The sequence below is a fragment of the Janthinobacterium aquaticum genome (assembly GCF_009208565.1).
In the GTDB taxonomy this organism is placed as follows: Bacteria; Pseudomonadota; Gammaproteobacteria; order Burkholderiales; family Burkholderiaceae_D; genus Janthinobacterium.
Window position 1 is genome coordinate 412,465 of sequence record NZ_WFLK01000001.1, and the last position, 23,507, is coordinate 435,971.

Sequence of the window (23,507 nt, forward strand, 5' to 3'; positions counted from 1 at the left end):
CACAGCCTCTGGTTCTGTAAAGCAATCCATGGCAACATGTGCGTGCCGTTTTGACAGCAAACCGGCACAACCGTTATTGCCAAGGAAAGCCTTATGTCTTTATATCGCAAGTTCGCAGGCAGCATGCTGCTCGGCCTGGCTACCGCCGGCCTGGCGCATGCCCAGTCGCCCGATTCCGCCGCCAATCCACCGACCGATCCGCTGCAGTGGCTCGAAGACATCAGCGGCGAGCGCCCGATGGACTGGGTACGCACGCACAACGCCGTCACCGTCAAGGAGCTGCAAAGCCAACCCGGCTTTGCCGCGCTCGACGCGCGCCTGAAAACCATCCTCAACTCGAAAGAGCGCATCGCCTACGTGAGCAAGGAAGGCGACTATTACTATAATTTCTGGCGCGACGCCCAGCATGTGCGCGGCATCTGGCGCCGCACCACGCTGGCGCAATACCAGGCTGCCGATACGCAGTGGGAAACCGTGATCGACCTCGATGCGCTGGCGGCGAGCGAAGGCGAGAACTGGGTCTGGGGCGGCGTCTCCTGCCTGTATCCGAAGGGCGAGCGCTGCCTGGTATCGCTGTCGCGCGGCGGCGGCGACGCCAAGGTGGTGCGCGAATATGACGTGGCCAAGCGCGCGTTTGTCGACGACGGCTTCAAGCTGCCCGAAGCGAAAGGCAGCGCCAGCTGGATCGATACCGACACGATTTTTGTCTCGACCGATTTCGGCCCCGGCTCGATGACCAGTTCCGGCTATCCGCGCATGATCAAGCAATGGCGTCGCGGCACGCCGCTGACCGACGCGAAGACGCTGTACGAAGCGCAGGCCAGCGACATGAGCGCCGGCGCCTACAAGGACTTCACGCCCGGCCACGAGGTGCAGTTCGTCGAGCGGCAGATCGATTTTTACAGCAGCGAGATGTTCCTGCGCGAAGGCGACAGTCTGAAAAAACTGCCCAAGCCGATCGACGCCAACGCCTTTACGGTGCGCGACCAGGTCGTGCTGACGCTGCGCTCGGACTGGAACATCAACGGCAAGACCTACCCGCAAGGCGCGCTGCTGGCGATGGACTTTGCCGCCTTCATGCAGGGAAAGCAGGACTTCGAGGTGCTGTACGCGCCCACGGCTACCTCGTCGCTCGACGGCGTGGCGGCCACCAGATCGGCGATCCTGATCACGGAACTGGACAAGGTCAAGAACCGCATCACGGAGCTGCGCCACGTGGACGGCAAATGGCTGCGTCGCGCTGTCGACGCTCCGGCGCTGGGCACGCTGGTCGTCAACCCGCTCGACCCGGTCGACTCCGACCAGTATTTCCTGATCGTGACCGACTTCCTGAACCCCACCACGCTGTACCTGGGCCAGGTGCAAAGCGATGCGCGCACGAAGATCAAGTCGCTGCCGGCGTACTTTGACGCCAAACCCTACAAGGTGGCACAGTACGAGTCGACCTCGAAGGACGGCACCAAAGTGCCCTACTTTGTCATCATGAACAAGAAGACCCGGCTCGATGGCAAGAACCCCACCGTGCTGTATGGCTACGGCGGCTTCGAGGTATCGCTCAAACCGAACTACAGCGGCATTATCGGCGAGTCCTGGCTGAAACAGGGCGGCGTGTATGTGCTGGCCAATATCCGCGGCGGCGGCGAATTCGGCCCGCGCTGGCACCAGGCGGCGCTCAAGGAAAACCGCCAGCGCGCCTACGATGACTTTATCTCGGTGGCGCAGGACCTGATCAAGCGCAAGCTGACCAGTCCGCGCCACCTGGGCATCATGGGCGGCAGCAATGGCGGCCTCCTGGTCGGCGCCGTATTGACCCAGCGCCCTGACCTGTTCAACGCCGTCGTCAGCCAGGTGCCGCTGCTCGACATGCGCCGCTATAACAAGCTGCTGGCTGGCGCCTCATGGATGGGCGAATATGGCGACCCGGACGTGCCGGAGCAATGGTCGTATATCAGCAAGTACTCACCGTACCAGAACGTGTTCAAGGACAGAAAATATCCGCGCACGCTATTTACCACCTCGACCCGTGACGACCGCGTCCATCCGGGCCACGCGCGCAAGATGGTGGCCAAGATGGACGAACAGGGTCACGATGTGCTGTACTGGGAAAACACGGAAGGCGGCCATGCCGGCGCGGCCAATAACGACCAGCAGGCGCTGATGTGGGCGATGACGTATACCTTTTTGCAGAAGCAGTTGCGGTAGGGTAGTGGCTGTGGTTGGGTTCGCGGGTGTTGTCGGGTTACGCCGTGCCGGCTAACCCGACCTACGCCGGCCTGCCGGGTTTATTTTGTCTGCGCGCTGGGGCGGGCGGCAATGCGGTCGCGGTAGGCCTGCAGATGCGGCAGCCCTTCGGCGCCCGGCGTGTATTTCATCAGGCCGCGCGCGAATTCCAGCGCGCAAAAAGCGGTGATGTCGGCGATCGTGAAGCGCTCGCCGGCGACATAGGGCTGCTGCGCCAGCAGCTGGTCGAGCCACTGCGCCGTCTCGCGCATTTTGATGCCTTGCGCTGCGCCATAGTCGGCAAACTGCGGGTTTTCCAGCGCCGCCAGCGCCGGGTGGCTATGGCGCACGCTGTTGACGATGCCCAGAAACAGATGCAGTTCGATGCGCCGGTCGGCCATCTCGATAAAGGCGCGCTCTTCAAATCCCTCTCCCATCAGGTTCGGGTCAGGCTGCAGGCCTTCCAGATAGGTGCAGATGGCGCGCGTTTCACACAGCACGCGACCGTCCGGCAATTCCAGCGCCGGCACGCGGCCCATCGGGTTCTTCTGCAAAAAAACCGGATCGCGGTGCTGGCCGGCCATCAGGTCAATCGCCACCTGCTCGACGCCGGTGATGCCTTTCTCGGCCATAAACATGGTCACGCGGCGTGGATTGGGGGTGCGCGGGGTACTATACAGTTTCATCATGGTCTCCTTGTTTGCATACCTTGTTGTTATGAAAAGTCGCTGAACTTGGCTGTGGGTGCAACGCCATCATAGCAGCCGTCAGTGTTTGACTTTGGCCGGCTTTGCCCGTAGATTGCGTGGCGGGATCGCCGGGCGACCGCGCCGGCGAACCTGATCCAGTGTCCACTTTCAACCACGACCGCCGACAGCCCACAAGGCCCGCCACGCTCTTCATGCCCAACAAGGTTCCCATGTACCGCACTTTCGCACGCCGCCACGCCAGCACCAAAATTGCCGCCGCCGTCCTGGCACTGGCCGCCACCGGCGCCTATGCCGCCAACAACACAAGCAATGTGCGCCACGCCAGCGCCGCGCATGCCGACAGCACTACCACCCAGTTGCCACGCGGCGTCACGCCGTCGCACTATGCGCTGTCGCTCACGCCCGATGCACAGGCATCGAGCTTTATGGCCAAGGTGGCCATTACCGTGACGGTGTCGGCACCGACCAGCAGCATTACCGTCAATGCGCTCGAACTGACCTTTGCCGGCGCCAGCATCGAAGGCGTGGGCGGCATGCAGCAGGCCAGCAAAATCGATATCGATGCGGACAAACAGACCGCCACGCTGCATTTTGCCAAGCCGCTGGCCAAGGGCCAGTACACGCTGGCCATTGACTACAGCGGCAAGATCGGCAGCCAGGCCACCGGCCTGTTCTCGCTCGACTACGACACGCCGGAAGGGCGCAAGCGCGCGCTGTACACGCAGTTTGAAAACTCGGATGCGCGCAGCGTGATTCCGTCGTGGGATGAACCGGACTACAAGGCCACTTTTGCGCTCGACGTGACGGTGCCATCAAACCAGATGGCCGTGGGCAATATGCCGATCACCTCCAGCGTTGATGCGGGCAACGGCAAGAAGCGCGTAAGCTTTGCCACCACGCCGCGCATGTCGACCTATCTGCTGTTTTTCGGCCTCGGCGAATTCGAGCGCGCCACCGCCAATTCGGACGGCACGGAAATTGGCGTGATTACCAAGAAAGGCGCGCTGGCCCAAGGCCGCTTTGCGCTCGACGAGTCGGCCGCGTTGCTGCGCGAGTACAACGATTACTTTGGCGTGCGCTTCCCGCTGCCCAAGCTGGACAATATCGCCGCACCGGGACGCAGCCAGTTCTTCGGCGCAATGGAAAACTGGGGCGCCGTCTTCACGTTCGAATACAGCCTGCTGCTCGACCCGGCCATCTCCACCCAGGCCGACAAGGAAAATATCTACGTCACGCTGGCCCATGAAATGGCGCACCAGTGGTTTGGCGACCTGGTCACCATGCGCTGGTGGGACGACCTGTGGCTCAATGAAGGCTTTGCCTCGTGGATGGAAAGCCGCGCCACCGAACGCATGCACCCGGAATGGAATACCGCGCTGTCGGCCGTCGGCGGACGCGAAGCGGCCATGGCGCGCGATGCGCTGGTCACCACCCATCCGGTAGTGCAGCGCATCGCCACGGTCGAACAGGCCAGCCAGGCCTTCGACACCATCACCTACCAGAAGGGCGAAGCGGTGATCCGCATGCTTGAAGCGTATGTGGGCGCCGATACCTGGCGCACGGCCGTGCGCAGCTACATGAAAAAGCACGCCTACGGCAATACGGTGTCGAACGACCTGTGGCGCGAGGTCGACGCGGCCGCCGGCAAGCCGGTCAGCGCGATTGCGCATGACTTCACGCTGCAGCCAGGCGTGCCGCTGATCCGCGTCGATTCGGCCGTCTGCAAGGCCGGCAATACCACCGTCAAGCTCACGCAGGGCGAATTTACCAAGGACCGCGACGGCAAGAAAGCGTTGACCTGGCGCGTGCCGGTGATCGCGCAAACGGTGGGCAGCAGCAAGCTGGCGCGCGCGCTGGTGGAAAACGGCAAGGCCACCATGCAGGTGCCGGGCTGCGGCCCGCTGCTGGTCAATGCCGGCCAGAGCGGCTACTACCGCACGGTGTATGCACCGGCGCTGGCCAGCGGGCTTGCCGCCAGCTTCGCCCAACTACCGGCCATCGACCAGTTGGGCGTACTGGCCAACAGTCAGTCGCTGGGCATGGCTGGCCTGCAAAATCCATCCGACTTCCTCGATATGGTGAAAGCCACGCCGCTGTCGGCCGACCCGCAGGTCTGGGGCAAGGTCGCCAGTGTGCTGGGCGCGCTGCACGAGCAGTATGCGGACGGCTCGGCAGAAAAGCCGGCGCGCCAGCGCGCCTTCGATGCGTGGGCTGTCTCGCGTCTGGCGCCGGTGCTGGCGCAAACGGGCTGGCAGGCACGCGACGGCGAAGCGTCCAGCGTGGCCACGCTGCGCACCCAACTGATATCGACATTGAGTTCGCTCGATGATGCAGCGGTGATCGCCGAAGCACGCCGCCGCTACGCCGCGCGCAGCACCGATCCGGCCGCATTGCCGGCGCCGCTGCGCCGTACCATCCTGGGCGTGGTGGCCCAGCATGCCGACAGCGCCATGTGGGACCAGTTGCACGCCGAGGCGCAAGCCGAGAAAACCCCGCTGATCCGCAACCAGCTCTATGACCTGCTGGCGTCCTCCGATGATGCGGCACTGGCCAAACGTGCGCTGGCACTGGCGTTGACGGATGAACCGGGCGTGACCAATAGCCCGGCCATGATCAGCCGCGTGGCGCACACGCATCCGGAACTGGCGTTCGACTTTGCGCTGGCCCACCTGGAGCAGGTGAATGCCCGTATCGACGCCAGCTCGCGCAGCCGCTATTTTCCACGCCTGGCCGCAGCCTCGGCGCAGGCAGCCATGATAGACAAGCTCGAAGCGTACTCGCAAGCGCACCTGGCGCAGGGTGCACGCGGCGACGCCGATACCGCCAAGGCCGATATCGCCTACCGCATCAAGGTACGCACGCAGCGCCTGCCGGCGATCGATGCGTGGTTGGCCAAGCAAGCTGGCTGATGCCACGCTAGCCGGTCAGCTCAGCTTGCAGTGCCTGGCACTGCAAGCTGCTCATGGTGCGTTCCAAGCAGGCTTTGTCAATTCACCAGGCAAAAAAAAACCGGCATCGCCATATGCGGCTGCCGGTTGAAACGCTGTTGAGAGCGCAGGGATAAACAGGGAGGACAACAAAACACAATTCGTGCCGGTCAATGAGGTGTCCGGCAACCTTGGGCCCGGGGTTTCCGTGCGCCATGTGTTCACTATGCCAGCGTTGCGGCTTTTCAGGCTTAGGACTTCATTAAGGCAGCCTGTTTTTCCTGTTATCAGTCCCTGCTGCGGTGTCTGGTGCCGATGGTTGAGCTCACCGGCTAAGCTGTTGAGCCATGCGCGGCATCCTAGCGCTCCCCGAGCGTAGTGATGTGCGCCTCGCATGCTGTACCAACGAAACGAAGCATAGCAGCCGCATATGACGGCAATATGACGCAGCGCGCGCTGGCTCCACAAAGTGCCGTAATCGCTTACCATCGTGCATTATCTGCATGAAAAGAATCCATGACCGTTTCCTCCCGCTCCACGCTGCTGCTGGCAGGCCTGCTGCTGGCCGCCTGCTCGCCGCTGCCCATTTCACCTGCCGCCCCTGCTTTGCCTTCAACCATGGCGGTTCAGCCTGCGTCAACGACCATGGCCGATATCGCCATGCCGGATGGGCAGGCGCAGAACGGGCCGGTGCTGCGCATCGACGCCCCAGCCAGCCTGCTGACCATTACCGTGCGCCGTGGCGGCGCGCTGGCGCGGCTCGGCCACGATCATGTGATTGCCAGCCGCACGCTCGAGGGCTGGGTAGCGCCAGCGCGCGGCCAGGCCTTTTTCCAGTTTCGCCTCGACGCCATGAGCGTCGATGAAGCGGCGCTGCGCGCGCAGGCCGGGCTGGAAACGACGCCCTCAAACGAAGCGATTGCCGGCACCCGCCACAATATGCTGGTGCGCGTGCTCGACGCCGAACGCTATCCTTTGGTGACGGTGCAGGCGCGCTACGGCGCCACGCCGGGCGTGCTCGACGCCGCCATTACCCTGCATGGTGTCACGCGCCAGGTGGCAGTACCCACCACCGTGGTGAGCGCTGCGGACGGGCGCAGCCTGCAGGCGAGCGGCAAGCTGCTGCTCAATCAGAGCGACTTCGGCATCACGCCGTTTTCCGTGCTGGGCGGGGCCATGGCGGTACAGGACCAGATGGAACTGGCTTTCGATATCCGCGCTAGCGCACCAGCAGCAGGCGCAGCCCCAGGCCGATAAAGATGGCGCCGGCAACGCGGTCGAGCCACAGGCCGGCGCGCGGCCGTTGGTTGATCCACTGGCCAATGGCGCCGGAAAAGTAGCCGAGCAAACCGAACAGCACGCAGGCCTGGGCGGTAAATACCAGGCCCAGTTGCGCTGTCTGCCAGGATGCACTGCCGCTGCCTGGCGCGGTCAGCACGAACTGCGGCAAAAAGGTCAGAAAAAACAGCACGACTTTCGGATTGATACTGTTGGCGAACAGTCCCTTGGCAAATAAGCGCCCCAGCGTTTCGTTTGCCAGCTCGCCAGTTCCGGCCACTTTGGCGCCGCCACGGCTGCGCAGAGCACCGATGCCCAGCCAGACCAGATACAGCGCACCGGCCACCTTGAGTGCAGTAAATGCCAGCGGCGAGGCGGCCAGCAGGGCCGATACACCGACGGTCGCCAACAACGTATGCGTCAGGCATCCCAGGGCGCAGCCGAGCCCGAACACCATGCCCTGGCGCCGTCCGCGCGACATGCCCACACCCAGTACCATCAGATTATCAGGCCCCGGACTGGCCGTAATCAGGGTGGCGGCGGCCAGAAAGGCCAGCAGTTGTTCGGGACTCAGCATGGTTGATACTCATGTTCAAAAACCGCCATCATACCGGAAGGCACCGATACAACAGCTGGCGAGTCATCTTTGACAACTAATCACAAAATAGCAGTTTCTGTCGATTAAAATATGTGCTTGAACCGCACGGGCATGCCGCTCACGAACACAGCGACAACACCACATCAGCGATGCCAGCCCAGCCCCCTATCCTCCCCCACCGATCTTTTGCCCTCGCCTGGCTGTGCGTACTGCTGTTGCTGTGCGTTTTGCTGGGTAACGCCAATGCCGCCACGCTGTCGCTGACTTCCCAGGGCCTGCACCACCTCGGCCAGGGCGGCCAGCTGTACCTGGCGCCGGCACAGGCCGATGCGGCCGCGCCGGCTGACGCCGCAGCCCTGCCGGCCTGGCTGGCACGCCAGCGCCCGGTTGCCGACGTCAACCTGTTTGGCGGCGCCTACTGGCTGCATGCCACCGTGCGCAATGACAGCACGCAGGCGGCGTGGGTGATCGATCCGAACGATACCCTGATCGATACGGTCGATATCCATGTCTATGCCGGTGATCTGCCGGCGCGCACGCTGCTGAGCGGCTACCAGCGCCCGCACGACTATCTGCTGCACTATGGCAAGAACATCGAACTGCAGCCGGGCCAGACGGCCGATATCCTGATCCATTTTTCCAGCCCCTACTACGCGCGGGCACCGTTGTTTGCCGTGACCGCGCAGGACGACTACCGCAAGCTGGTCGGCCGGGAAAACTTCCTGATCATCGCTTCGATTGGCGCGCTGCTGGCGCTGGGACTGTTCAATTTCTTTATCTTTTCAATCAACTTGGACAAGGCTTCGTTCTACTACGCGCTCTATGTGATCACCTATGGCCTGGCGTGGGCCATGACGTTCCATGTGTTTTCCGACCTGTTCGACTGGCGCATGCTGCAGCTGCACTATGTGCCGTTTTTCCTGCTGCCGGTACTGAGCACCCTGTTCTACATGGATTTCCTGCGCCTGGACGAACGCGCGCCGCGTCTGGCGCGCTGGAGCCGCATCAATCTGGTGCTGCCGCTGCTGCTTCTGCCCAGCTGCTTTCTGTACCCGCAATACGCCCATGCGCTGGCCACCGTCGCCATCACCATCTGGATGGTGCTGGCGCTGACCTGCGGCATCGTGGTGTGGCGCGGCGGCTTCCAGCCGGCGCGCTTCTTCGTGCTGGGCTTTGTGGCGCTGATGCTGCCCGGCTTTGTGATTTTGCCGGCCAACCTGGGGCTGATACCGGCCGTGGTGGCCAACGCCCAGTTGCTCACGCTGCTCGGCGGCACGCTCGACGGCCTGCTGCTGGCCTTTGCGCTGGCCGACCAGATCCGCCTGCTGCGCAACAATCTCGAGCAGCGGGTACAGGAACGCACTCAGGAGCTGACCCTCAGCAACGAAGCGCTGCTGGCAGCCAAGGAGCACGCCGAAGTGGTCAGCCGCCACCGCATCGACTTCCTGTCGGCCATGAGCCACGATATCCGCACCCCGCTGGCCGGCGTGATCGGCATGCTCAAGTTTGCGCTGCGCGACCAGTCGGTGCGCGGCCCCACCCAGGAATACCTGCGCATCGGCCTGCACAATGGCGTGTCGCTGCTGACCATCCTTAACGATATCCTCGATTTTTCCAAGATCGACGCCGGCAAGCTGCCCCTTGAAAGCGTCGATTTCGACCTGCTGGCGCTGATCGACGACGCGGCCGGCATCGTGCAGGGCCAGGCCGACGCCAAGAGCCTGCTGCTGCGGCGCGAGCTGGCGCTCGACCTGCCGCGCTATGTGCGCGCCGATCCGACGCGCCTGCGCCAGATCCTGATCAACCTGCTGGGCAACGCCATCAAATTTACTGCCAACGGCGAAGTGGCGCTGCAGGTACGGCGCGTGCACGACGGCCAGATCGAATTCATGATCAGCGATACCGGCGCCGGCATCGATGCCGAGACGCTGCCGCGCCTGTTCGGCAAGTTCGAGCAGGCCGACCATTCCACCACGCGCCGCTATGGCGGTACCGGACTGGGACTGGCCATCTGCAAGCAGCTGGTCGAACTGATGGGTGGGCGTATCGGCGTGGAAAGCCAACCGGGCATCGGTTCGCGCTTCCACTTCACCCTGCCGCTGGCCGAAGGCGTGGCGCCGCCGCTCGATGCGCGCCAGGCGCCGCGCCGTGCACGCCACCCGTTCCGCCTGCATATCCTGTGCGCAGAAGACGTGCGCACCAACCAGATCATTATCGGCACCCTGCTGGAGGGTATGGGCCACCAGGTGGCGATGGTGGAAAACGGCGAAGAAGCACTGCGTGCACTCGCTGCCGAGCACTACGACTGCGTGCTGATGGACGGCCGCATGCCGCAGATGGATGGCGAACAGGCGGCGCGCCTGATCCGCGCCGGCGGCAGCGAACAGTTTGCCGTGCGGGACAGCCAGATTCCGATTATTGCGTTGACGGCCAACGCCAGCGAGCATGACCGCCAGCGCTATCTGGCGGCTGGCATGGATGATTTTCTCAGCAAACCAGTGGACGAAGCGCTGCTGTTCCAGAAGATCGACGCGCTGATCGACCTGCTGCTGGCACGCGGCCAGGTGCTGCCGTCGAGCGCGTCGGAAGACCTGCTGGCGCGCCAGTTCGGCATCGAGACGCTGGGCGTCGCGGCTGCTTCTGCTTCCGCTGCTGCTTCTGCCCCCGCTGCTGCGCCCGCTGGTCCCACCCAGGAGCGCGTACATATCCTGCCGCTGGACGGCCTGTCGCACAATCATCTGCAGCGCATTGCCAAGGCGTTTCTGGAGGAAGCGCCGCGCCGGCTCGACCTGGCGCGCCATGCCGTGGCCGACGACAACGCCAGCGCCGCCGCAGCCGCCTTCCATGCGCTCAAGGGCAGCGCCGGCTACCTGAGCCGCCAGACGCTGCACGGCCTGTGCCACCGCATGGAGCAACTGGCCTCCAATGGCCAGCTTGATCAGGTCGAAACGCATCTGCCGCAGCTGCAGGCGGCGCTTGATGAAGCGTGCTGCGACCTGGCTACAGAACCGGCATCTGTCAACGCCAGATAATTAGCAGCTTCGGGGGCCTCCTTGCCTGCACTGCTATCCACACTCCCTTCCATCATTGCTTCAGCATGCCGGCTCGCCATGTCCAGGATCTGGCGTTTTCACTAGCCATGCACCACTCACAGCAGATGTGGCCGCCGCTTTTTCGCTGAGAGAAAAATTCAATTTCAGTTGGCGTCCTTTCTCTAAAGCCAGCAGTTTTGCACAATGCGGTTACAGGCAGCGTGGACGCCAGTGATGGAAAACATCCAGAAAAGCGCGGCCATGAGAACTCTCACCTAATGAAGGAAATCGCCATGACCAAAGTAACCAAAGTAACCAAGCCAGTGCGCCCGATCCGCCTGTATCGCGCCGCTCTCTCCGGCCACGCTCACCGTGTCGAGTTGTTTCTCTCGCTGCTGGGCCTGCCGTTCGAGATGATCGACGTCGACCTGGCCAACGGGCAGCAGCGCACGCCCGACTATCTTGCCAAGAATCCGTTTGGCCAGGTGCCGGTGATCGACGACAACGGTTTGGTTGTTTACGACTCCAACGCGATCCTGGTTTACCTCGCGCGCACTTACGGCGAAGCGCGCTGGATGCCCGCAGACATCGCGAGCGAAGTCAAGATTCAGCAATGGCTGTCGCTGGCGGCAGGGCCAATTTTCAACGGCCCATGCTCGGCCCGCCTGATCACCGTGTTTGCTTACGCTCTCGACCATAAGCAGGCCAGGGCCGTTTCCAGGAAGCTGTTCGACGTTCTCGAGCCGCAGTTTGCAGAGCGTGACTTCGCGCTGGGCGCCCACGCCACCATCGCCGATGTGGCGGCATATAGCTATATCGCCCACGCTCCGGAAGGCGGTATCGATCTGGCCCCGTACCCGGCCATCCGTGGATGGTTATCGCGCGTCGAGGCACTGCCCGGCTTTGTGCCCATGCAGCGCACTAACGTATCGGACCACTAGAACCGAAAGCAGGAACAACCATGAATACCTTGGTGCACGATGGATCATCAGAGAAGCTGCCGTTTCACGCCGGCGAACTGGCAATTCAACAGCAGGCCGGAACGCTGGCTGAAGCGGCCTGGCTTGGTCAACGCATGATTCGTGACCACATGCCCGAACAGCATCGCCTCTTCTTTCATCAGCTGCCATTCCTGATGGTCGGCAGCGTGGACGACAGCGGACAGCCATGGGCCTCGATGATGGTCGGCGCTCCAGGCTTTATCCATTCTCCCGACGCGCAAACTGTGCGGATCAACGCGCAGCCGCTGCCTGGTGACAAGCTCGCAGAGAACATGCGTGACGGGGCCCGGCTGGGCATGCTCGGCATCGAGCTGCCGACCCGTCGCCGTAACCGCCTCAATGCAACCGTCGAGCATATCGATGATGACGGCTTTACGGCGCGTGTAGAGCAGAGTTTCGGCAACTGTCCGCAATACATCCAGACGCGCGAACCGCAGTTGGTCAAACTGTCAGGACCGGTGCAGGTTCACGAATACGCCGTCCTGACGCCAGCCGATCGGGCGCTGATTGAATCTGCCGACACCATGTTCATTGCGAGTAATGCGGCGGCATCTGCCGATACGGCAAACGCGTCTGCAGCCGGCGCTGACATCTCTCACCGTGGCGGGCAATCGGGCTTTATCCGCGTTGAAGACGGCCGCACGCTGCTGTTGCCAGACTTCGCGGGAAACAGGCTATACCAGACGCTGGGCAACCTGCACCTGGACCCGCGTGCCGGCTTGCTGTTTATCGACTTCGACACCGGCGACTATCTTCAGGTCAGCTGCACTGCCAGCCTGGTCTGGGATGGTCCGCAGGTCGCGGCCTTCGCCGGTGCACAACGTCTGCTGCGGCTGAAAGTCGTGGGCGTACGCCGGCTGGCAAACTCACTTCCGCTGCGCTGGTCGGCGCGCAGCTACTGGCCTCAGATTGAAAGCACGGGAACCTGGCAGCAGGCCGATCGTGCTATCGGGCTTGAGCGCAAGGCAAACGAATGGCGGGCGTACCGCATCAGCGGAACGCGCGATGAAAGCGCCAGCATCCGCACTTTCTTCCTGGACGCCGTGGATGGCCTGGCAGTGCCCTCTTACACCCCGGGCCAGTTTTTGCCGATCCGGCTACCGGCAGCGGCAGGCGGTCTTCAACGGATTTATACGCTGTCCGCCGCGCCAGATGGACAGCGGCTGCAGATCTCCGTCAAACGGCAAGGCGCCGCGTCTTCCTGGCTGCATGAGCAGAGCACAGGCGCCGTCATTGAGGCAAAGAGCCCAGGTGGCGCATTCACCTTTGACCGGTCACGCAACCGTTCGGCGGTCATGCTGTCAGCCGGCGCCGGCATCACGCCAATGATCGCCATGCTCGATGGACTGCTGCCGAACGATGGCAGCCAGGTTCACCAGTTGCCGATTTACTTTGTCCATGGCGCGCGCAACGCGCAAGAACAGGCGTTTGCCGAAGAGCTGGCGAACAAGCGCGCAAGCCATCGCAATCTCTTTGTCCATCTGGTGCACAGCCAGGATGGAGATGCCTGGTCCGAAGCTGTCCAGGCAAGGCCATACAGAGGCAGGGTGTCGATTGACCTGCTCAAAAAAATCCTGCCCTTCGATGACTACGACTTTTATCTGTGCGGCCCGCAGGGGTTCATGCAAGAGCTGTATGACGGTTTGCGGGGACTCAATGTGCGCGACGCGCGCATACACTTTGAAGATTTCGGTGGTGACAGCCCAATGCGCCGTATGGCAGATACCGACGCGCCTGCTGCAAAGGTGGAATTGGTCGATCTTGCCAGCGCCAGCCCTGCCGCCGTTAAATTCCATGTCTCATCAAAAGAAATCACATGGCAGCCGGAAGACGGCACGCTGCTGGAACTGGCCGAAGCCAACGGCATGACGCCGTTATCGGGATGCCGCAGCGGCAACTGCGGAACCTGTGCAAGCCGGGTACTATCGGGCAGATCGGGCTATGTTTCGCCTCCGGGTGCGCAGTGTGCCCCGGAGCATATCCTGACCTGCATCAGCATACCGCTGCCGTCGGCCGCTGGCGAGCCACTGGTATTGGATCTCTGAGGTAATCAGTTGCGTAGCAGGGGGTGCGTGCGCAGGCGCTCGGACGCAATGTCGATAAAGGCGCGCACTTTTGAAGAACGGTGGCGCCCTTCGCGATGCACCAGGTGTACCGGCCAGGGCTCCTCCTCGAAGTCCTCCAGAAGGACTTTCAGCTGGCCCTTGTCGATGGCCTGTGCGGTCTGGTACGACATCAGGCGGGTGACGCCCAGACCGGCAATCGCCGCATCGAGCGCCGCATCGTTGGTGCTGACCAGCAGGCGTGGCTTGAGCAAAACGCTAGACGTGTCGCCCCCGTCACGGAACTGCCATTCGACGCGTGGCGTGGTTGCGCTCGATGCCACTATCGTATGGCCTTGCAGGTCTGCGGGATGAGCCGGTGTACCGTGCGCCGCCAGATAAGACGGCGAAGCGCACAGCACGCGTCTTATCCGCCCCACTTTGACCGCTCGAAGCGTCGAATCAGGAAGGTGGCCAATGCGCACGGCGACGTCAAACCCGTCTTCAACGAGGTTGACGACGCGGTCGAGAAATTGCGCATTGACCTCTACCCCCGGGTAACGCTGCATGTAGTCGAGTACACAGGGAAGCACGAAATGGCGGCCAAACAGCACTGGCGCCGTCAGCATCAACTGCCCTCCCGGCTCGGCATTGATGCCGCTGGCTTTTTCGTTTGCCTCGATAATGCTGGCCAAAATGGCGCGTGTATCTTCCAGATACTGTTGACCGGCGTCGGTCAGACGCACGTTGCGCGTTGTGCGAAGCAGCAAGGCAATGCCGAGTTGCTGTTCCAGCGCGACCACGGCGCGGGTGACGGCCGCCGGTGACAAACCCAGTTTGCGTGCAGCTGCGGACAAGCCGCCTTCTTCGCTGACGGCAACAAACACCTGCATCAAATAAACCTGGTCGATGAGTCTCTCCCTGCAAATAAATAATTGTCGACAGCTCAATGCCCTAACGCCGACATCATGGCAGAGATATATTACATCGCAGCGGCAAGGCGGCACAGGCAGGGCCTCCGGGCTGTTGCACGCTACTCATAAGCGGACTTATGGCTCATGATAAACGCCCAGGCCGCTGCGATCCACACGGTCTCGCCGTAAGACATGTAAAAGCCATCGAGGCTGACTAACCAGCCCTCGGGCGTTTGTTGAAACGTCAGACGCTGCGCAGCGATCAATTGCTCGCACCACACGGCCATGTGCGCTTTTTCAGCAGAATTCATCGCAGCCTCCGCAAGATTACCAGGTCGTTTTCAGGAACTTAATACGGCCTGTTCGGCAAGAACTTGCCGTCCAGGGTAATCACGGCACGCGAACCGCCTTCGGGATCGTCAACCTTCCTGATATCGAGCCTGAAGTTGATGGCGCTGATGATGCCGTCGCCAAACTGCTCGTGCACCAGTGCTTTCAACGTGGTGCCATAGATCTGCACCATTTCGTAGAAGCGGTAGACGGTGGGGTCGGTCGGCACGCCACCCGGTATGCTGCCGCGCAGTGGAATGGCCTGCAGCTGCCTGGCGTCGGCGGCATCGAGTCCCAGGCGGGCGGCGACCAGCTCGGCCGCTTCGCTGGGCAAGGCGTGCTGCCCCAGGAGCGCGGCGGTGACATAGGCTACACTCAGACCGGTGTCTTGCGCCAGCTCGGCAAAGCTCAGGTCCTTGATGGCCTTTGCGGCGATGACGCGGGCAGTCAGTTCAAGCCGGACATCTTGCGTTACATTGCTTTGGATCATGACAAATTTCCTTCTTGTGGAGGGGAAAGCAAATCAAGCGGCCAACTGCTGCTTGTGCGATTTAAAGGCCACGGCATCAGGGTGGGCGGCCAGGCTGACAAATGTGCAGCTGTTGCCGTCGAGGACATTGATATCGCCGGTTTCAATGTCAAACACCCAGCCATGCAAAGTAACTTTGCCCTGTTCCAGGGCCAGTGCAACAGTCGGGTGAGTACGCATGTTCGTCAGTTGGGCCACCACGTTGGCATAGACCATCGAGATCACCTTCGCCTCAGGCGTGTCGTGCGTGTGCGCTTCGTTGACGGCCTTCGCTGCATCGGCATGGCGTAGCCAGCTTGCCACCGCCGGCAGGTTATCGAGGCATTTATGGCTGGCGATTGCGGTCATGGCGCCGCAATCACTATGGCCACACACGACGATATCGGTCACGCCCAGAACGCCGACCGCATACTCAACGCTGGCGGTCACGCCACCGGGTTCAGCACTGTAGGACGGCACAATATTGCCGGCATTACGGATCACGAACACGTCGCCTGGCTGTTGCTGAGTCAGTAACTCGGGCACAACCCGGCTGTCCGAGCAGGTAATGAACAGCACAGCAGGACTCTGACTTGTCGCGAGTTTCTTGAAAAGGTTCGACATTTCAGGAAAAACCTGCGTCTGGAATTTCATCGCGCCTTCGATAAGCTGTTTCATAAGAATAACCTCCCTGGCTTTGATGGATTCATCTTCATGTGTTTCGACCATACCGTCCAAGATCGATTTCGGATGGACTCGATAGGTTTTACCAATACATGCATAGCAAGAGCACGCAGCCGGGCCGCGTTCCGATATCGCGGCTGGTCAGGTAGCGCCGGGTTAAAATGGCAACAGAAGCCATTTCAGCAAACCACACGATGCAACTTCGACACATACACTATCTGCTTGCCGTGGCTGAACACGGCAATTTCACGCGGGCCGCCGAAGCCTTGCATGTATCGCAGCCGACCTTGTCGCAACAAATCATCCAGCTTGAAGAGTCGCTGGGTGTTGCGTTGCTTGACCGCAGCGGGCGCACCGTAAAAGTCACCGACGCCGGCAGTGTCTATATTGAACATGCGCGCAAAGCGCTACGGGAACTGGCGTCCGGGCGACGGGCGATCCTGGACGTGCAGGACCTGAAGCGTGGCGAGCTGCGCTTGGCTACCACCCCGACCTTCACGGCCTATCTGGTCGGCCCCTTGCTGGCCGCATTTCATGCACGGTACCCTGATATCACAGTGCGTCTGCAGGAGATGTCGCTCGATACCATCGCGGCAGCCGTCGCAGCAGACGAGGTTGATCTGGCTATTGCTTTCAACGTGACGCGCACTGCCGACGACATTGCGTGCGAACCTTTATTGGTAGAGCGGCTGAGCGTCGTGGCAGGTATCCATCACCGTTTTGCATCGCCAAAACGCGATATCACGCCACAGATGCTGGCCACCGAGAAGCTCGCTGTATTGAGTGCTGATTTTGCCACCAGACACCACGTCGACGACTATTTGCGATCGCAGGCGATCGCCCCCGTTATTGCCATGGAAGCCAATACCATCAGCGCCTTGATAGCGGTAGTCAGTCGCAGCAGTCTCGTCACGATACTGCCCGAAGCCATCGGTGCGCAGCATCCAGAGCTATGCAATATCTCTATCTCGCCAGCACCGAAATCGCGTACGGCAGCATTGCTCTACCGTCACGGTGCATACCAGTCTGCGGCAGCAGCGGCCTTTACGGCCTTGTGCAAAAACACCTGGAATAGTGACGGCGCTTAGGCCTCTGCGTCTTGCAGCGCATGAGTGCATCAGGATACCTGTCCACCTGAGCACTTCCTGGATCAGTTCCAGATAGTGTCTCGTCAGCCACGCTAACGGGCAGCAGCAGCGCGCCCCTTCCCTTTCACTTACACCTTCAATGCAGCAATCGAGCGCGACTCGGCGGGCATCGATGAAATTCGTCCAAAAAAAAAGCTTGCAAAAGGAAGTTGACCGCTCTATAGTCTCTTTACCGAACGGTACATTGTGTTCCAAACGGTAAACAAGGAGAAATAACATGTCTGTCCGTCCCCCACTGCCACCTTTCACCCTCGAAACCGCGATTGAAAAAGTTCGCCTCGCCGAGAACGGCTGGAACACCCGCGATGCAGAGAAAGTCGCGCTCGCCTACACGGAAGACAGCTGGTGGCGCAATCGCGCCGAGTTCGTTCAGGGGCGCGAAGCCATCGTCGCGCTGCTCAAGCGCAAGTGGACCCGCGAACTCGATTACCGCCTGGTCAAGGAACTGTGGGCCTACGGCGGTGCGCGTATCGCGGTGCGCTTTGCCTACGAGTATCGCGACGATTCGGGCCAGTGGCATCGTGCTTATGGCAATGAAAACTGGGAATTCGATGAGTATGGCCTGATGCATCATCGCCACGCTTGCATCAACGAGCATCCGATCAGTGCTGATGAGCGCAAGTTCCTGTGGGACAATAGCGGCCCACGCCCAGCCGATCATCCGGGGCTGAGCGATTTCGGTTTTTAAGGAACATGCATGGCTAGAGTAATTGCGGAACGGGAAGATGTGATCCCGATGCTGGCTGAAATATTCCGGGCCTATGGTTTCGAGGGTGCGAGCCTGGCTCGCATCAGCGAAGGCACCAAGCTGGGCAAGGGCAGCATCTACCACTTCTTCCCAGGCGGCAAAGAGGAAATGGCGCAAGCCGTGCTGGAGCAGGTCGACCAGTGGTTCAAACAGCATGTTTTCGACGCGCTGCTTGAGCGTGCCGATGCCATGGAAGGCATCAAAGCCATGTTCGACGACGTCAGCCGCTACTTCCTGTCTGGCCGTCGCGTTTGCCTGGTCGGCGTGTTCGCGCTCGGCAATGAGCGTGACCGCTTTGCAAATCGAGTCCGTGATTACTTTGCAGCCTGGATCGATGCGCTTGCCGCGGCGCTGGTGCGCACCGGGCGCACACCGCAAGAGGCCAGCGCGCTTGCAAAAGAAGTGGTAGGCGGCATTCAGGGCGCCCTGGTGTTGTCCAGGGCTCTGGACCAGACGGACGTTTTCACCGATATTTTACATACCCTTCAGGCGCGTCTGCTGACCAGTTAGGCCAGCAGCATGCGCATGATGGCGGCCTGAAGAGCTAGCCTGATCAGTCGTGCGGCAAACCGGCCAGCCACTGTTGCAGCAACAACGGCCAGGCAGCTGCTTCACTGCCGGCCTTGCCCATTCCCCAGCCATGGCCGCCGCGCTGGAACAGATGCAGTTCGGCCGGTACGCTATTGCGGCGCAAGGCAGCGAGCATCAGCAGGCTGTTGTCCGGTGCGGCAACCGCATCGTCGAGCGCCTGGGCGATAAAGGTGGGCGGCGTCTGCGCATCGACCTGGCGCTCGACTGACAGCGCATCGCGCTGCGGCTGCGACGGCGCGGGGCCCAGCAGGATTTTCTTTGCGTGCGTGGTATCGAAAGGCGCCTGCATGGTCAGCACCGGGTACAGCAGCACGGCAAAATCCGGCCGCGCCGAGACGCTGTCGCTGGCATCGACCGGCGCGTAGCGCGCCACGCCAGGCTGGGTCGCCGTGATGCCGGCCAGATGCGCGCCGGCAGAAAACCCCATAATACCGATGCGTTTCGGATCGATGCCCCAGTCGCCGGCATGGCTGCGCAGCAGGCGCATGGCGCGCTGCGCATCCTGGAACGGCGCCGCCACGCCGCCGCCCTCGACCGGCAAACGGTAGACCAGTTCGTATGCGCTGATGCCGTGGGCTTGCAGCCAGGCCGCTGCCGGCGCGCTTTCCTTGCCTGCCTCGATATGCGCATAGCCGCCACCACTGATCACCAGCACCACCATGGCGTTCGGACTGGCGGCGCGGTGCGCCACCAGATACGGCATGGCAACATCAGTTATCGAGCCCTTGGCAGTGGTTTGCTGCGGCCCGGCAGCAGCGCCGCCCGGTGGCGCGCCTGGCCACAGTGCGATGGCGCCGCCAGGCATGGCGCTGGCGGGCAAAACGATACCGGCCAAGGCCAGCCACAGCAGTCGTTTCCACGGCAGTCGTTTCATTAGCTACTCCAAAATGCGGCCAAATCCAGCCAGCCGGTGTACGATCAGTCCTGCTCACTGCAAGACCGCGATAATGAACCAGATGATGACTACCGATTACGTTTCCACTTTTTCCGGCAACCGCTTTTATCCACTGCGCCCGCATATCGACCGGGTCGCCATCGAAGACATTGCCCACGGCCTGGCCTACCAATGCCGTTTCAACGGCCAGACCCGTGAATTCTATTCCATCGCCCAGCATAGCCTGATCGTGGCCAGCCTGGTGCCGCCGCCACTGCGCCTGGCTGCCCTGCTGCACGATGCAGCCGAAGCCTACCTGGGCGACATGGTCAAGCCGCTCAAGGTATTGCTGCCCGAATTTGCCGCGCTGGAGGACCAGGTCACCGCGATTATTGCCGCCACCTTCGACATCGATTTTACCGACTATGCGCCGATCAAGCATGCCGACCTGATCGCGCTGGCCACCGAGAAGCGCGACCTGATGCCGCATTCGGCAGAACGCTGGGCATACCTTGACGGCATTACCCCACTGGCGACTATAATCAAGGCCATGGGTCCGCAGGAAGCCAAGCAGTGCTTTCTGGACGAATTTGCCCTGTTGCGCAACCGTTAGCCGGCCTCGGCGCAGATGCCTTAAGCCCCGGATTTGGCTGGCGCTTTTCGGATTATCCACAGCAACTGTGGATAAAGTTGTTGATAAGCACCCCTTGACAAGCCGCAAAGCCAGAGCGAATGCGGCATTCAATAATTTGCTGAATTCTAAGGCAATATTTTCCATCAATAAAATCAATGACTTGGCGCAAGCTGTTCGTGCCACTAAGTAGTCATCGCGCCGATGCTGAAAATATTTTTTTCCGCTGCTTGTATCCACTTGCCACACTGCACTACCTTTGACAAAGCAGGCTCACTGACATAAGGTTCGCAAAGCGCGCGACGATAACGGCGCTTACGCTTAACGCTGGGAAAGTGGTCGATATGAACAAGGAAAACGCCGATACTGTGGCGAACAACCAGGCAACAGCGGCTGCCGAGGATAATGACTGGCTGATCGACGAGGCGCAGCCCGGCGATGGCGACGCCGTCAGCGCGGCCGCGCGGCCGTCCTGGCAGATACTGATTGTCGACGACGATGTCGATGTGCATGTGGTCACCAAGTTTGCATTGAGCCAGGCCAGCTTCGAGGGACGCCGGCTGAGTTTTCTGCATGCCTATTCGGCAGAAGAGGCGATGACGGTATTGCACGCTTCGCCCGATGTGGCCGTGGTGCTGCTCGATGTGATCATGGAAACCCAGGATGCCGGCCTGCACCTGGCGCGCCAGATCCGTGAAGAACTGCACTACAAGGCCGTGCGCATTATCCTGCGCACGGGACAGCCGGGGCAAGCGCTCGAGCACCGCATTATTACCGACTACGATATCAACGACTTCTGGTGCAAGACGGATCTAACCAACCGGAAACTGTTTACCACCGTGATCGCCTCGCTGCGCACCTATGCCAGCTTGCGCGAGGCCGAAAGCGAGGTCGCCAACCTGTCTGCCGCGCTGGAAGCGTGCGTATCGCACGGGCAGCCTGTCCGCTAAGGTCGCGCTTGACTTGCAGCGCCAGCACCAGCATACTGTATGCAAATACAGTATCTCTCCACCATGCAGGATCAGCCATCAAGTTGTCCGCAGAAGCTAAGTGCCGGATTGTTATAGGCTTTTTCAGATATCCCCATCGCGTGTGGATATCTTTGTGGATAAGCACCTCTTGACAGCCCTCAAAGCCACAGCCAGTGCGGCTTTCAATAAACTGCCCAATCAACTGGCAAAAATATATCAGTTAAAAATCAATGACTTGCAAAGTCGTTGCGCGCTGACGATTCTCGCTGAAAAAATATTCCGGCATTTCGTTAACTCATCTTTTGTGCATAACATGGCTGCTGGCGATAGCCGCCAGCTGTTGTTTTGTGCGGCGATTGTCAAAGTGCCCCGTGCAAGAACAGATCGACAACACTGCCGGTGCACGGCGATAATCAGGCATGCCTGCTCCTTCCATTGCCCCCACCAGCGTCCTGCCCGATACACAGCCCCGCCCTGATTCCCTGCGTGACCTGTTTTTCTCGTTTACCTGGCTGGCCCTGCAGGGTTTTGGCGGCGTACTGGCCGTGATCCAGCGTGAAATGGTCGAGCGCAAGCGCTGGCTGACGCAGGAACAGTTTCTCGAAGACTGGGCAGTCGCGCAAATCATGCCCGGTCCCAACGTGGTCAATCTGTCGCTGATGGTGGGCGGGCGCTATTTCGGCCTGAAGGGGGCACTGGCGGCGCTGGCCGGCATGCTGGCCGCGCCGCTGGTGATCGTGCTGATCCTGGGCGTGCTTTACTCGCACTACGGACATTATCCGCAACTGGCAGGCGCCTTGCGCGGCATGGCGGCCGTGTCGGCCGGCATGATTGCGGCTACCGGCATCAAGCTTGCGGCAGCACTGGTCAAGCATCCGCTACCGCTGTGGCTGACACTGTCCATGGCGGCGCTGGGCGTATTGATGGTGGCGGTGCTGCGCTGGCCACTGCCGTGGATACTGCTGGGGCTGGGCGGCTTTGGCGTCTGGGCCACCTATCGAAAGCTGCCACGATGAACCCGCCACTGCAACTGGTGCTGACCGGCGCCGACTGGCTCAATCTGTTTGGCCACTATCTGCTGCTGTCGCTGATGTCGGTGGGTGGCGCCATTTCCACGACTGCCGAGATGCACCGCTTCCTGGTCGAGCAGCATGGCTGGCTGACCCAGGCGCAGTTCAATGAATCGATTGCCATTGCCCAGGCCGCACCTGGCCCGAACGTCTTGTTTGTTGCGCTGATGGGCTGGAACGTCGGCATGAACGCGGGCAGCACGACAGCGGCCTGCCTGGGCGTGTTCATTACCATGGTCGGCATCATGCTGCCCAGCACCACGCTGACCTATCTGGCAGCGCAGTGGGGTTATCGCAACCGCGACCTGCGCGCTGTGCGCGCCTTCAAGCAGGGCATGGCGCCGATCGTGGTGGCGTTGCTGGTCTCGACCGGCCTGATCCTGGGCGGCGCCAACCATCGCCTGGCCACCGACTGGCCGGTATGGACGCTGTCGGTGTTGGCCGGCCTGATCATCTGGCGCACCAGGATACATCTGCTGTGGCTGCTGGGCGCCGGCGCCGTGCTCGGCTGGTACCAGATCATCTAGCCGTCAGACGGCCAGGTGGCGCCGCACATCGTCGCCATCCATCTGGGCAGCGTTGCCGCTGGCCACCACGCTGCCACGCGAGAGCACCACGAACTGGTCGGCCAGCTCGCGTGCGAAGTCAAAATACTGTTCGCACAGCAAGATGGCCATGTCGCCGCGCTGCTTGAGCAGCGCAATCACGCGCCCGATATCCTTGATTACCGACGGCTGGATGCCTTCGGTGGGTTCGTCAAAGATAATGAGCTTCGGCTCGGCCAGCAAGGCGCGCGCAATGGCCAGTTGCTGCTGCTGGCCGCCAGACAGGTCGCCACCGCGGCGCTGCAGCATCTCTTTCAGGACCGGAAACAGTTCAAACACCTGTTCATCGATGCGCCCGGCCTGGCTGCCTTTTTTAACCGCCATGCCCATCAGCAGGTTTTCCTCGACGCTCAGGCGCGCAAAGATATCGCGCCCCTGCGGCACATACGCCATGCCGCGCGCGGCGCGCACATGCGGCGCCAGGCGCGTGATATCGCGTCCGTCAAAGCTGACTTGGCCTTCGCTGACAGGCAGCACGCCCATCAGGCATTTGAGCAGGGTTGTCTTGCCCACCCCGTTACGGCCCAGCAAGGCCAGGCATTCGCCCTTGCTGACCGATAGAGAAATGCCGCGCAGCGTATGCGAGCTGCCATAGTATTGATGCAGTTGTTCCACTTGCAGCATG

21 protein-coding genes are annotated in these 23,507 nt (G+C 61.4%); 13 read left to right on the top strand and 8 right to left on the bottom strand.

What is annotated here, in order from left to right:
- Positions 1-93 precede the first annotated feature (93 nt).
- Positions 94-2,202 (top strand): prolyl oligopeptidase family serine peptidase, encoded by a 2,109-nt coding sequence (locus tag GCM43_RS01840; protein ID WP_226929270.1) that lies wholly within the window; start codon positions 94-96, stop codon positions 2,200-2,202.
- Positions 2,203-2,282: 80 nt separating this feature from the next.
- On the opposite strand, the gene GCM43_RS01845 is transcribed toward GCM43_RS01840, so the two are convergent.
- Positions 2,283-2,906 carry a glutathione S-transferase family protein gene (locus GCM43_RS01845; protein WP_152242028.1) on the bottom strand — a complete coding sequence of 208 codons (624 nt, stop codon included), beginning with the start codon at positions 2,904-2,906 and terminating at the stop codon, positions 2,283-2,285.
- A gap of 233 nt (positions 2,907-3,139) precedes the next feature.
- Between GCM43_RS01845 and GCM43_RS01850 the strand changes: the two genes are divergently transcribed.
- Positions 3,140-5,839, top strand: a complete 2,700-nt coding sequence (locus GCM43_RS01850) for a M1 family metallopeptidase (protein ID WP_152241787.1) — start codon at positions 3,140-3,142, stop codon at positions 5,837-5,839.
- Between the two features lie 534 nt (positions 5,840-6,373).
- Positions 6,374-7,114 (top strand): YceI family protein, encoded by a 741-nt coding sequence (locus GCM43_RS01855; protein ID WP_152241788.1) that lies wholly within the window; start codon positions 6,374-6,376, stop codon positions 7,112-7,114.
- Here GCM43_RS01855 and GCM43_RS01860 read toward each other — a convergent pair.
- On the bottom strand, positions 7,077-7,712 hold the full coding sequence (locus tag GCM43_RS01860) for a LysE family translocator (protein ID WP_152241789.1): 636 nt from the start codon (positions 7,710-7,712) through the stop codon (positions 7,077-7,079). The genes GCM43_RS01855 and GCM43_RS01860 overlap by 38 nt on opposite strands.
- Positions 7,713-7,948: 236 nt before the next feature.
- Between GCM43_RS01860 and GCM43_RS01865 the strand changes: the two genes are divergently transcribed.
- From GCM43_RS01865 to GCM43_RS01875, 3 genes are all read left to right on the top strand, one after another.
- The gene (locus GCM43_RS01865) at positions 7,949-10,765 is read left to right on the top strand and encodes a hybrid sensor histidine kinase/response regulator (protein ID WP_226929271.1); all 2,817 of its coding nucleotides are present in this window, start codon (positions 7,949-7,951) and stop codon (positions 10,763-10,765) included.
- A 293-nt stretch (positions 10,766-11,058) separates the two neighbouring features.
- Positions 11,059-11,706 carry a glutathione S-transferase family protein gene (locus GCM43_RS01870; RefSeq protein WP_152241791.1) on the top strand — a complete coding sequence of 216 codons (648 nt, stop codon included), beginning with the start codon at positions 11,059-11,061 and terminating at the stop codon, positions 11,704-11,706.
- 20 nt (positions 11,707-11,726) lie between these two features.
- Positions 11,727-13,811, top strand: coding sequence for a pyridoxamine 5'-phosphate oxidase family protein (locus GCM43_RS01875; RefSeq protein ID WP_152241792.1), 2,085 nt, complete (start codon positions 11,727-11,729; stop codon positions 13,809-13,811).
- Positions 13,812-13,816: 5 nt separating this feature from the next.
- On the opposite strand, the gene GCM43_RS01880 is transcribed toward GCM43_RS01875, so the two are convergent.
- From GCM43_RS01880 to GCM43_RS01895, 4 genes are all read right to left on the bottom strand, one after another.
- Positions 13,817-14,701, bottom strand: coding sequence for a LysR family transcriptional regulator (locus GCM43_RS01880; RefSeq protein ID WP_226929272.1), 885 nt, complete (start codon positions 14,699-14,701; stop codon positions 13,817-13,819).
- Between the two features lie 140 nt (positions 14,702-14,841).
- A complete protein-coding gene (locus GCM43_RS01885; protein WP_152241793.1) occupies positions 14,842-15,033 on the bottom strand; it encodes a hypothetical protein in 192 nt (63 codons plus the stop codon).
- Between the two features lie 38 nt (positions 15,034-15,071).
- Positions 15,072-15,542, bottom strand: a complete 471-nt coding sequence (gene cynS, locus GCM43_RS01890) for a cyanase (protein ID WP_152241794.1) — start codon at positions 15,540-15,542, stop codon at positions 15,072-15,074.
- A gap of 33 nt (positions 15,543-15,575) precedes the next feature.
- A complete protein-coding gene (locus GCM43_RS01895) occupies positions 15,576-16,238 on the bottom strand; it encodes a carbonic anhydrase (protein ID WP_152241795.1) in 663 nt (220 codons plus the stop codon).
- Positions 16,239-16,405: 167 nt separating this feature from the next.
- On the opposite strand from GCM43_RS01895, the gene cynR reads away from it, so the two are divergent.
- The 3 genes from cynR (at position 16,406) to GCM43_RS01910 (ending at position 18,650) form a co-directional block, all read left to right on the top strand.
- The gene (gene cynR, locus GCM43_RS01900; RefSeq protein ID WP_226929273.1) at positions 16,406-17,332 is read left to right on the top strand and encodes a transcriptional regulator CynR; all 927 of its coding nucleotides are present in this window, start codon (positions 16,406-16,408) and stop codon (positions 17,330-17,332) included.
- A gap of 277 nt (positions 17,333-17,609) precedes the next feature.
- Entirely contained in the window at positions 17,610-18,080 is a 471-nt protein-coding gene (locus GCM43_RS01905) for a nuclear transport factor 2 family protein (protein WP_152241796.1), read from the top strand.
- Between the two features lie 9 nt (positions 18,081-18,089).
- A complete protein-coding gene (locus GCM43_RS01910; protein ID WP_152241797.1) occupies positions 18,090-18,650 on the top strand; it encodes a TetR/AcrR family transcriptional regulator in 561 nt (186 codons plus the stop codon).
- A gap of 43 nt (positions 18,651-18,693) precedes the next feature.
- Here the strand turns inward: GCM43_RS01910 and GCM43_RS01915 are convergent, their stop codons facing one another.
- Entirely contained in the window at positions 18,694-19,605 is a 912-nt protein-coding gene (locus tag GCM43_RS01915) for an alpha/beta hydrolase (RefSeq protein WP_152241798.1), read from the bottom strand.
- Between the two features lie 82 nt (positions 19,606-19,687).
- Here GCM43_RS01915 and GCM43_RS01920 point away from each other — a divergent pair, with 82 nt between their 5' ends.
- From GCM43_RS01920 to GCM43_RS01935, 4 genes are all read left to right on the top strand, one after another.
- Positions 19,688-20,218 carry a phosphohydrolase gene (locus tag GCM43_RS01920; protein WP_152241799.1) on the top strand — a complete coding sequence of 177 codons (531 nt, stop codon included), beginning with the start codon at positions 19,688-19,690 and terminating at the stop codon, positions 20,216-20,218.
- A gap of 362 nt (positions 20,219-20,580) precedes the next feature.
- Positions 20,581-21,186, top strand: a complete 606-nt coding sequence (locus tag GCM43_RS01925) for a response regulator (RefSeq protein WP_152241800.1) — start codon at positions 20,581-20,583, stop codon at positions 21,184-21,186.
- A 440-nt stretch (positions 21,187-21,626) separates the two neighbouring features.
- Complete coding sequence (locus GCM43_RS01930; protein ID WP_152241801.1) at positions 21,627-22,223, top strand: chromate transporter; 597 nt, start codon at positions 21,627-21,629, stop codon at positions 22,221-22,223.
- Complete coding sequence (locus GCM43_RS01935) at positions 22,220-22,804, top strand: chromate transporter (RefSeq protein WP_152241802.1); 585 nt, start codon at positions 22,220-22,222, stop codon at positions 22,802-22,804. Before GCM43_RS01930 ends, GCM43_RS01935 begins: the two co-directional genes overlap by 4 nt.
- A gap of 3 nt (positions 22,805-22,807) precedes the next feature.
- Here GCM43_RS01935 and urtE read toward each other — a convergent pair whose 3' ends face one another.
- Complete coding sequence (gene urtE, locus GCM43_RS01940) at positions 22,808-23,506, bottom strand: urea ABC transporter ATP-binding subunit UrtE (RefSeq protein WP_152242031.1); 699 nt, start codon at positions 23,504-23,506, stop codon at positions 22,808-22,810.
- Position 23,507 lies beyond the last annotated feature (1 nt).

Coding starts and splice junctions, on each gene's coding strand:
- urtE (WP_152242031.1), bottom strand. CDS start 23,506: ATGCTGCAAGTGGAACAACTGCATCAATACTATGGCAGCTCGCATACG.
- GCM43_RS01870 (WP_152241791.1), top strand. CDS start 11,059: ATGACCAAAGTAACCAAAGTAACCAAGCCAGTGCGCCCGATCCGCCTG.
- GCM43_RS01885 (WP_152241793.1), bottom strand. CDS start 15,033: ATGAATTCTGCTGAAAAAGCGCACATGGCCGTGTGGTGCGAGCAATTG.
- GCM43_RS01905 (WP_152241796.1), top strand. CDS start 17,610: ATGTCTGTCCGTCCCCCACTGCCACCTTTCACCCTCGAAACCGCGATT.
- GCM43_RS01850 (WP_152241787.1), top strand. CDS start 3,140: ATGTACCGCACTTTCGCACGCCGCCACGCCAGCACCAAAATTGCCGCC.
- GCM43_RS01840 (WP_226929270.1), top strand. CDS start 94: ATGTCTTTATATCGCAAGTTCGCAGGCAGCATGCTGCTCGGCCTGGCT.
- GCM43_RS01855 (WP_152241788.1), top strand. CDS start 6,374: ATGACCGTTTCCTCCCGCTCCACGCTGCTGCTGGCAGGCCTGCTGCTG.
- GCM43_RS01910 (WP_152241797.1), top strand. CDS start 18,090: ATGGCTAGAGTAATTGCGGAACGGGAAGATGTGATCCCGATGCTGGCT.
- GCM43_RS01875 (WP_152241792.1), top strand. CDS start 11,727: ATGAATACCTTGGTGCACGATGGATCATCAGAGAAGCTGCCGTTTCAC.
- cynS (WP_152241794.1), bottom strand. CDS start 15,542: ATGATCCAAAGCAATGTAACGCAAGATGTCCGGCTTGAACTGACTGCC.
- GCM43_RS01935 (WP_152241802.1), top strand. CDS start 22,220: ATGAACCCGCCACTGCAACTGGTGCTGACCGGCGCCGACTGGCTCAAT.
- GCM43_RS01845 (WP_152242028.1), bottom strand. CDS start 2,906: ATGAAACTGTATAGTACCCCGCGCACCCCCAATCCACGCCGCGTGACC.
- GCM43_RS01930 (WP_152241801.1), top strand. CDS start 21,627: ATGCCTGCTCCTTCCATTGCCCCCACCAGCGTCCTGCCCGATACACAG.
- GCM43_RS01880 (WP_226929272.1), bottom strand. CDS start 14,701: ATGCAGGTGTTTGTTGCCGTCAGCGAAGAAGGCGGCTTGTCCGCAGCT.
- GCM43_RS01895 (WP_152241795.1), bottom strand. CDS start 16,238: ATGAAACAGCTTATCGAAGGCGCGATGAAATTCCAGACGCAGGTTTTT.
- cynR (WP_226929273.1), top strand. CDS start 16,406: ATGGCAACAGAAGCCATTTCAGCAAACCACACGATGCAACTTCGACAC.
- GCM43_RS01860 (WP_152241789.1), bottom strand. CDS start 7,712: ATGCTGAGTCCCGAACAACTGCTGGCCTTTCTGGCCGCCGCCACCCTG.
- GCM43_RS01920 (WP_152241799.1), top strand. CDS start 19,688: ATGATGACTACCGATTACGTTTCCACTTTTTCCGGCAACCGCTTTTAT.
- GCM43_RS01915 (WP_152241798.1), bottom strand. CDS start 19,605: ATGAAACGACTGCCGTGGAAACGACTGCTGTGGCTGGCCTTGGCCGGT.
- GCM43_RS01925 (WP_152241800.1), top strand. CDS start 20,581: ATGAACAAGGAAAACGCCGATACTGTGGCGAACAACCAGGCAACAGCG.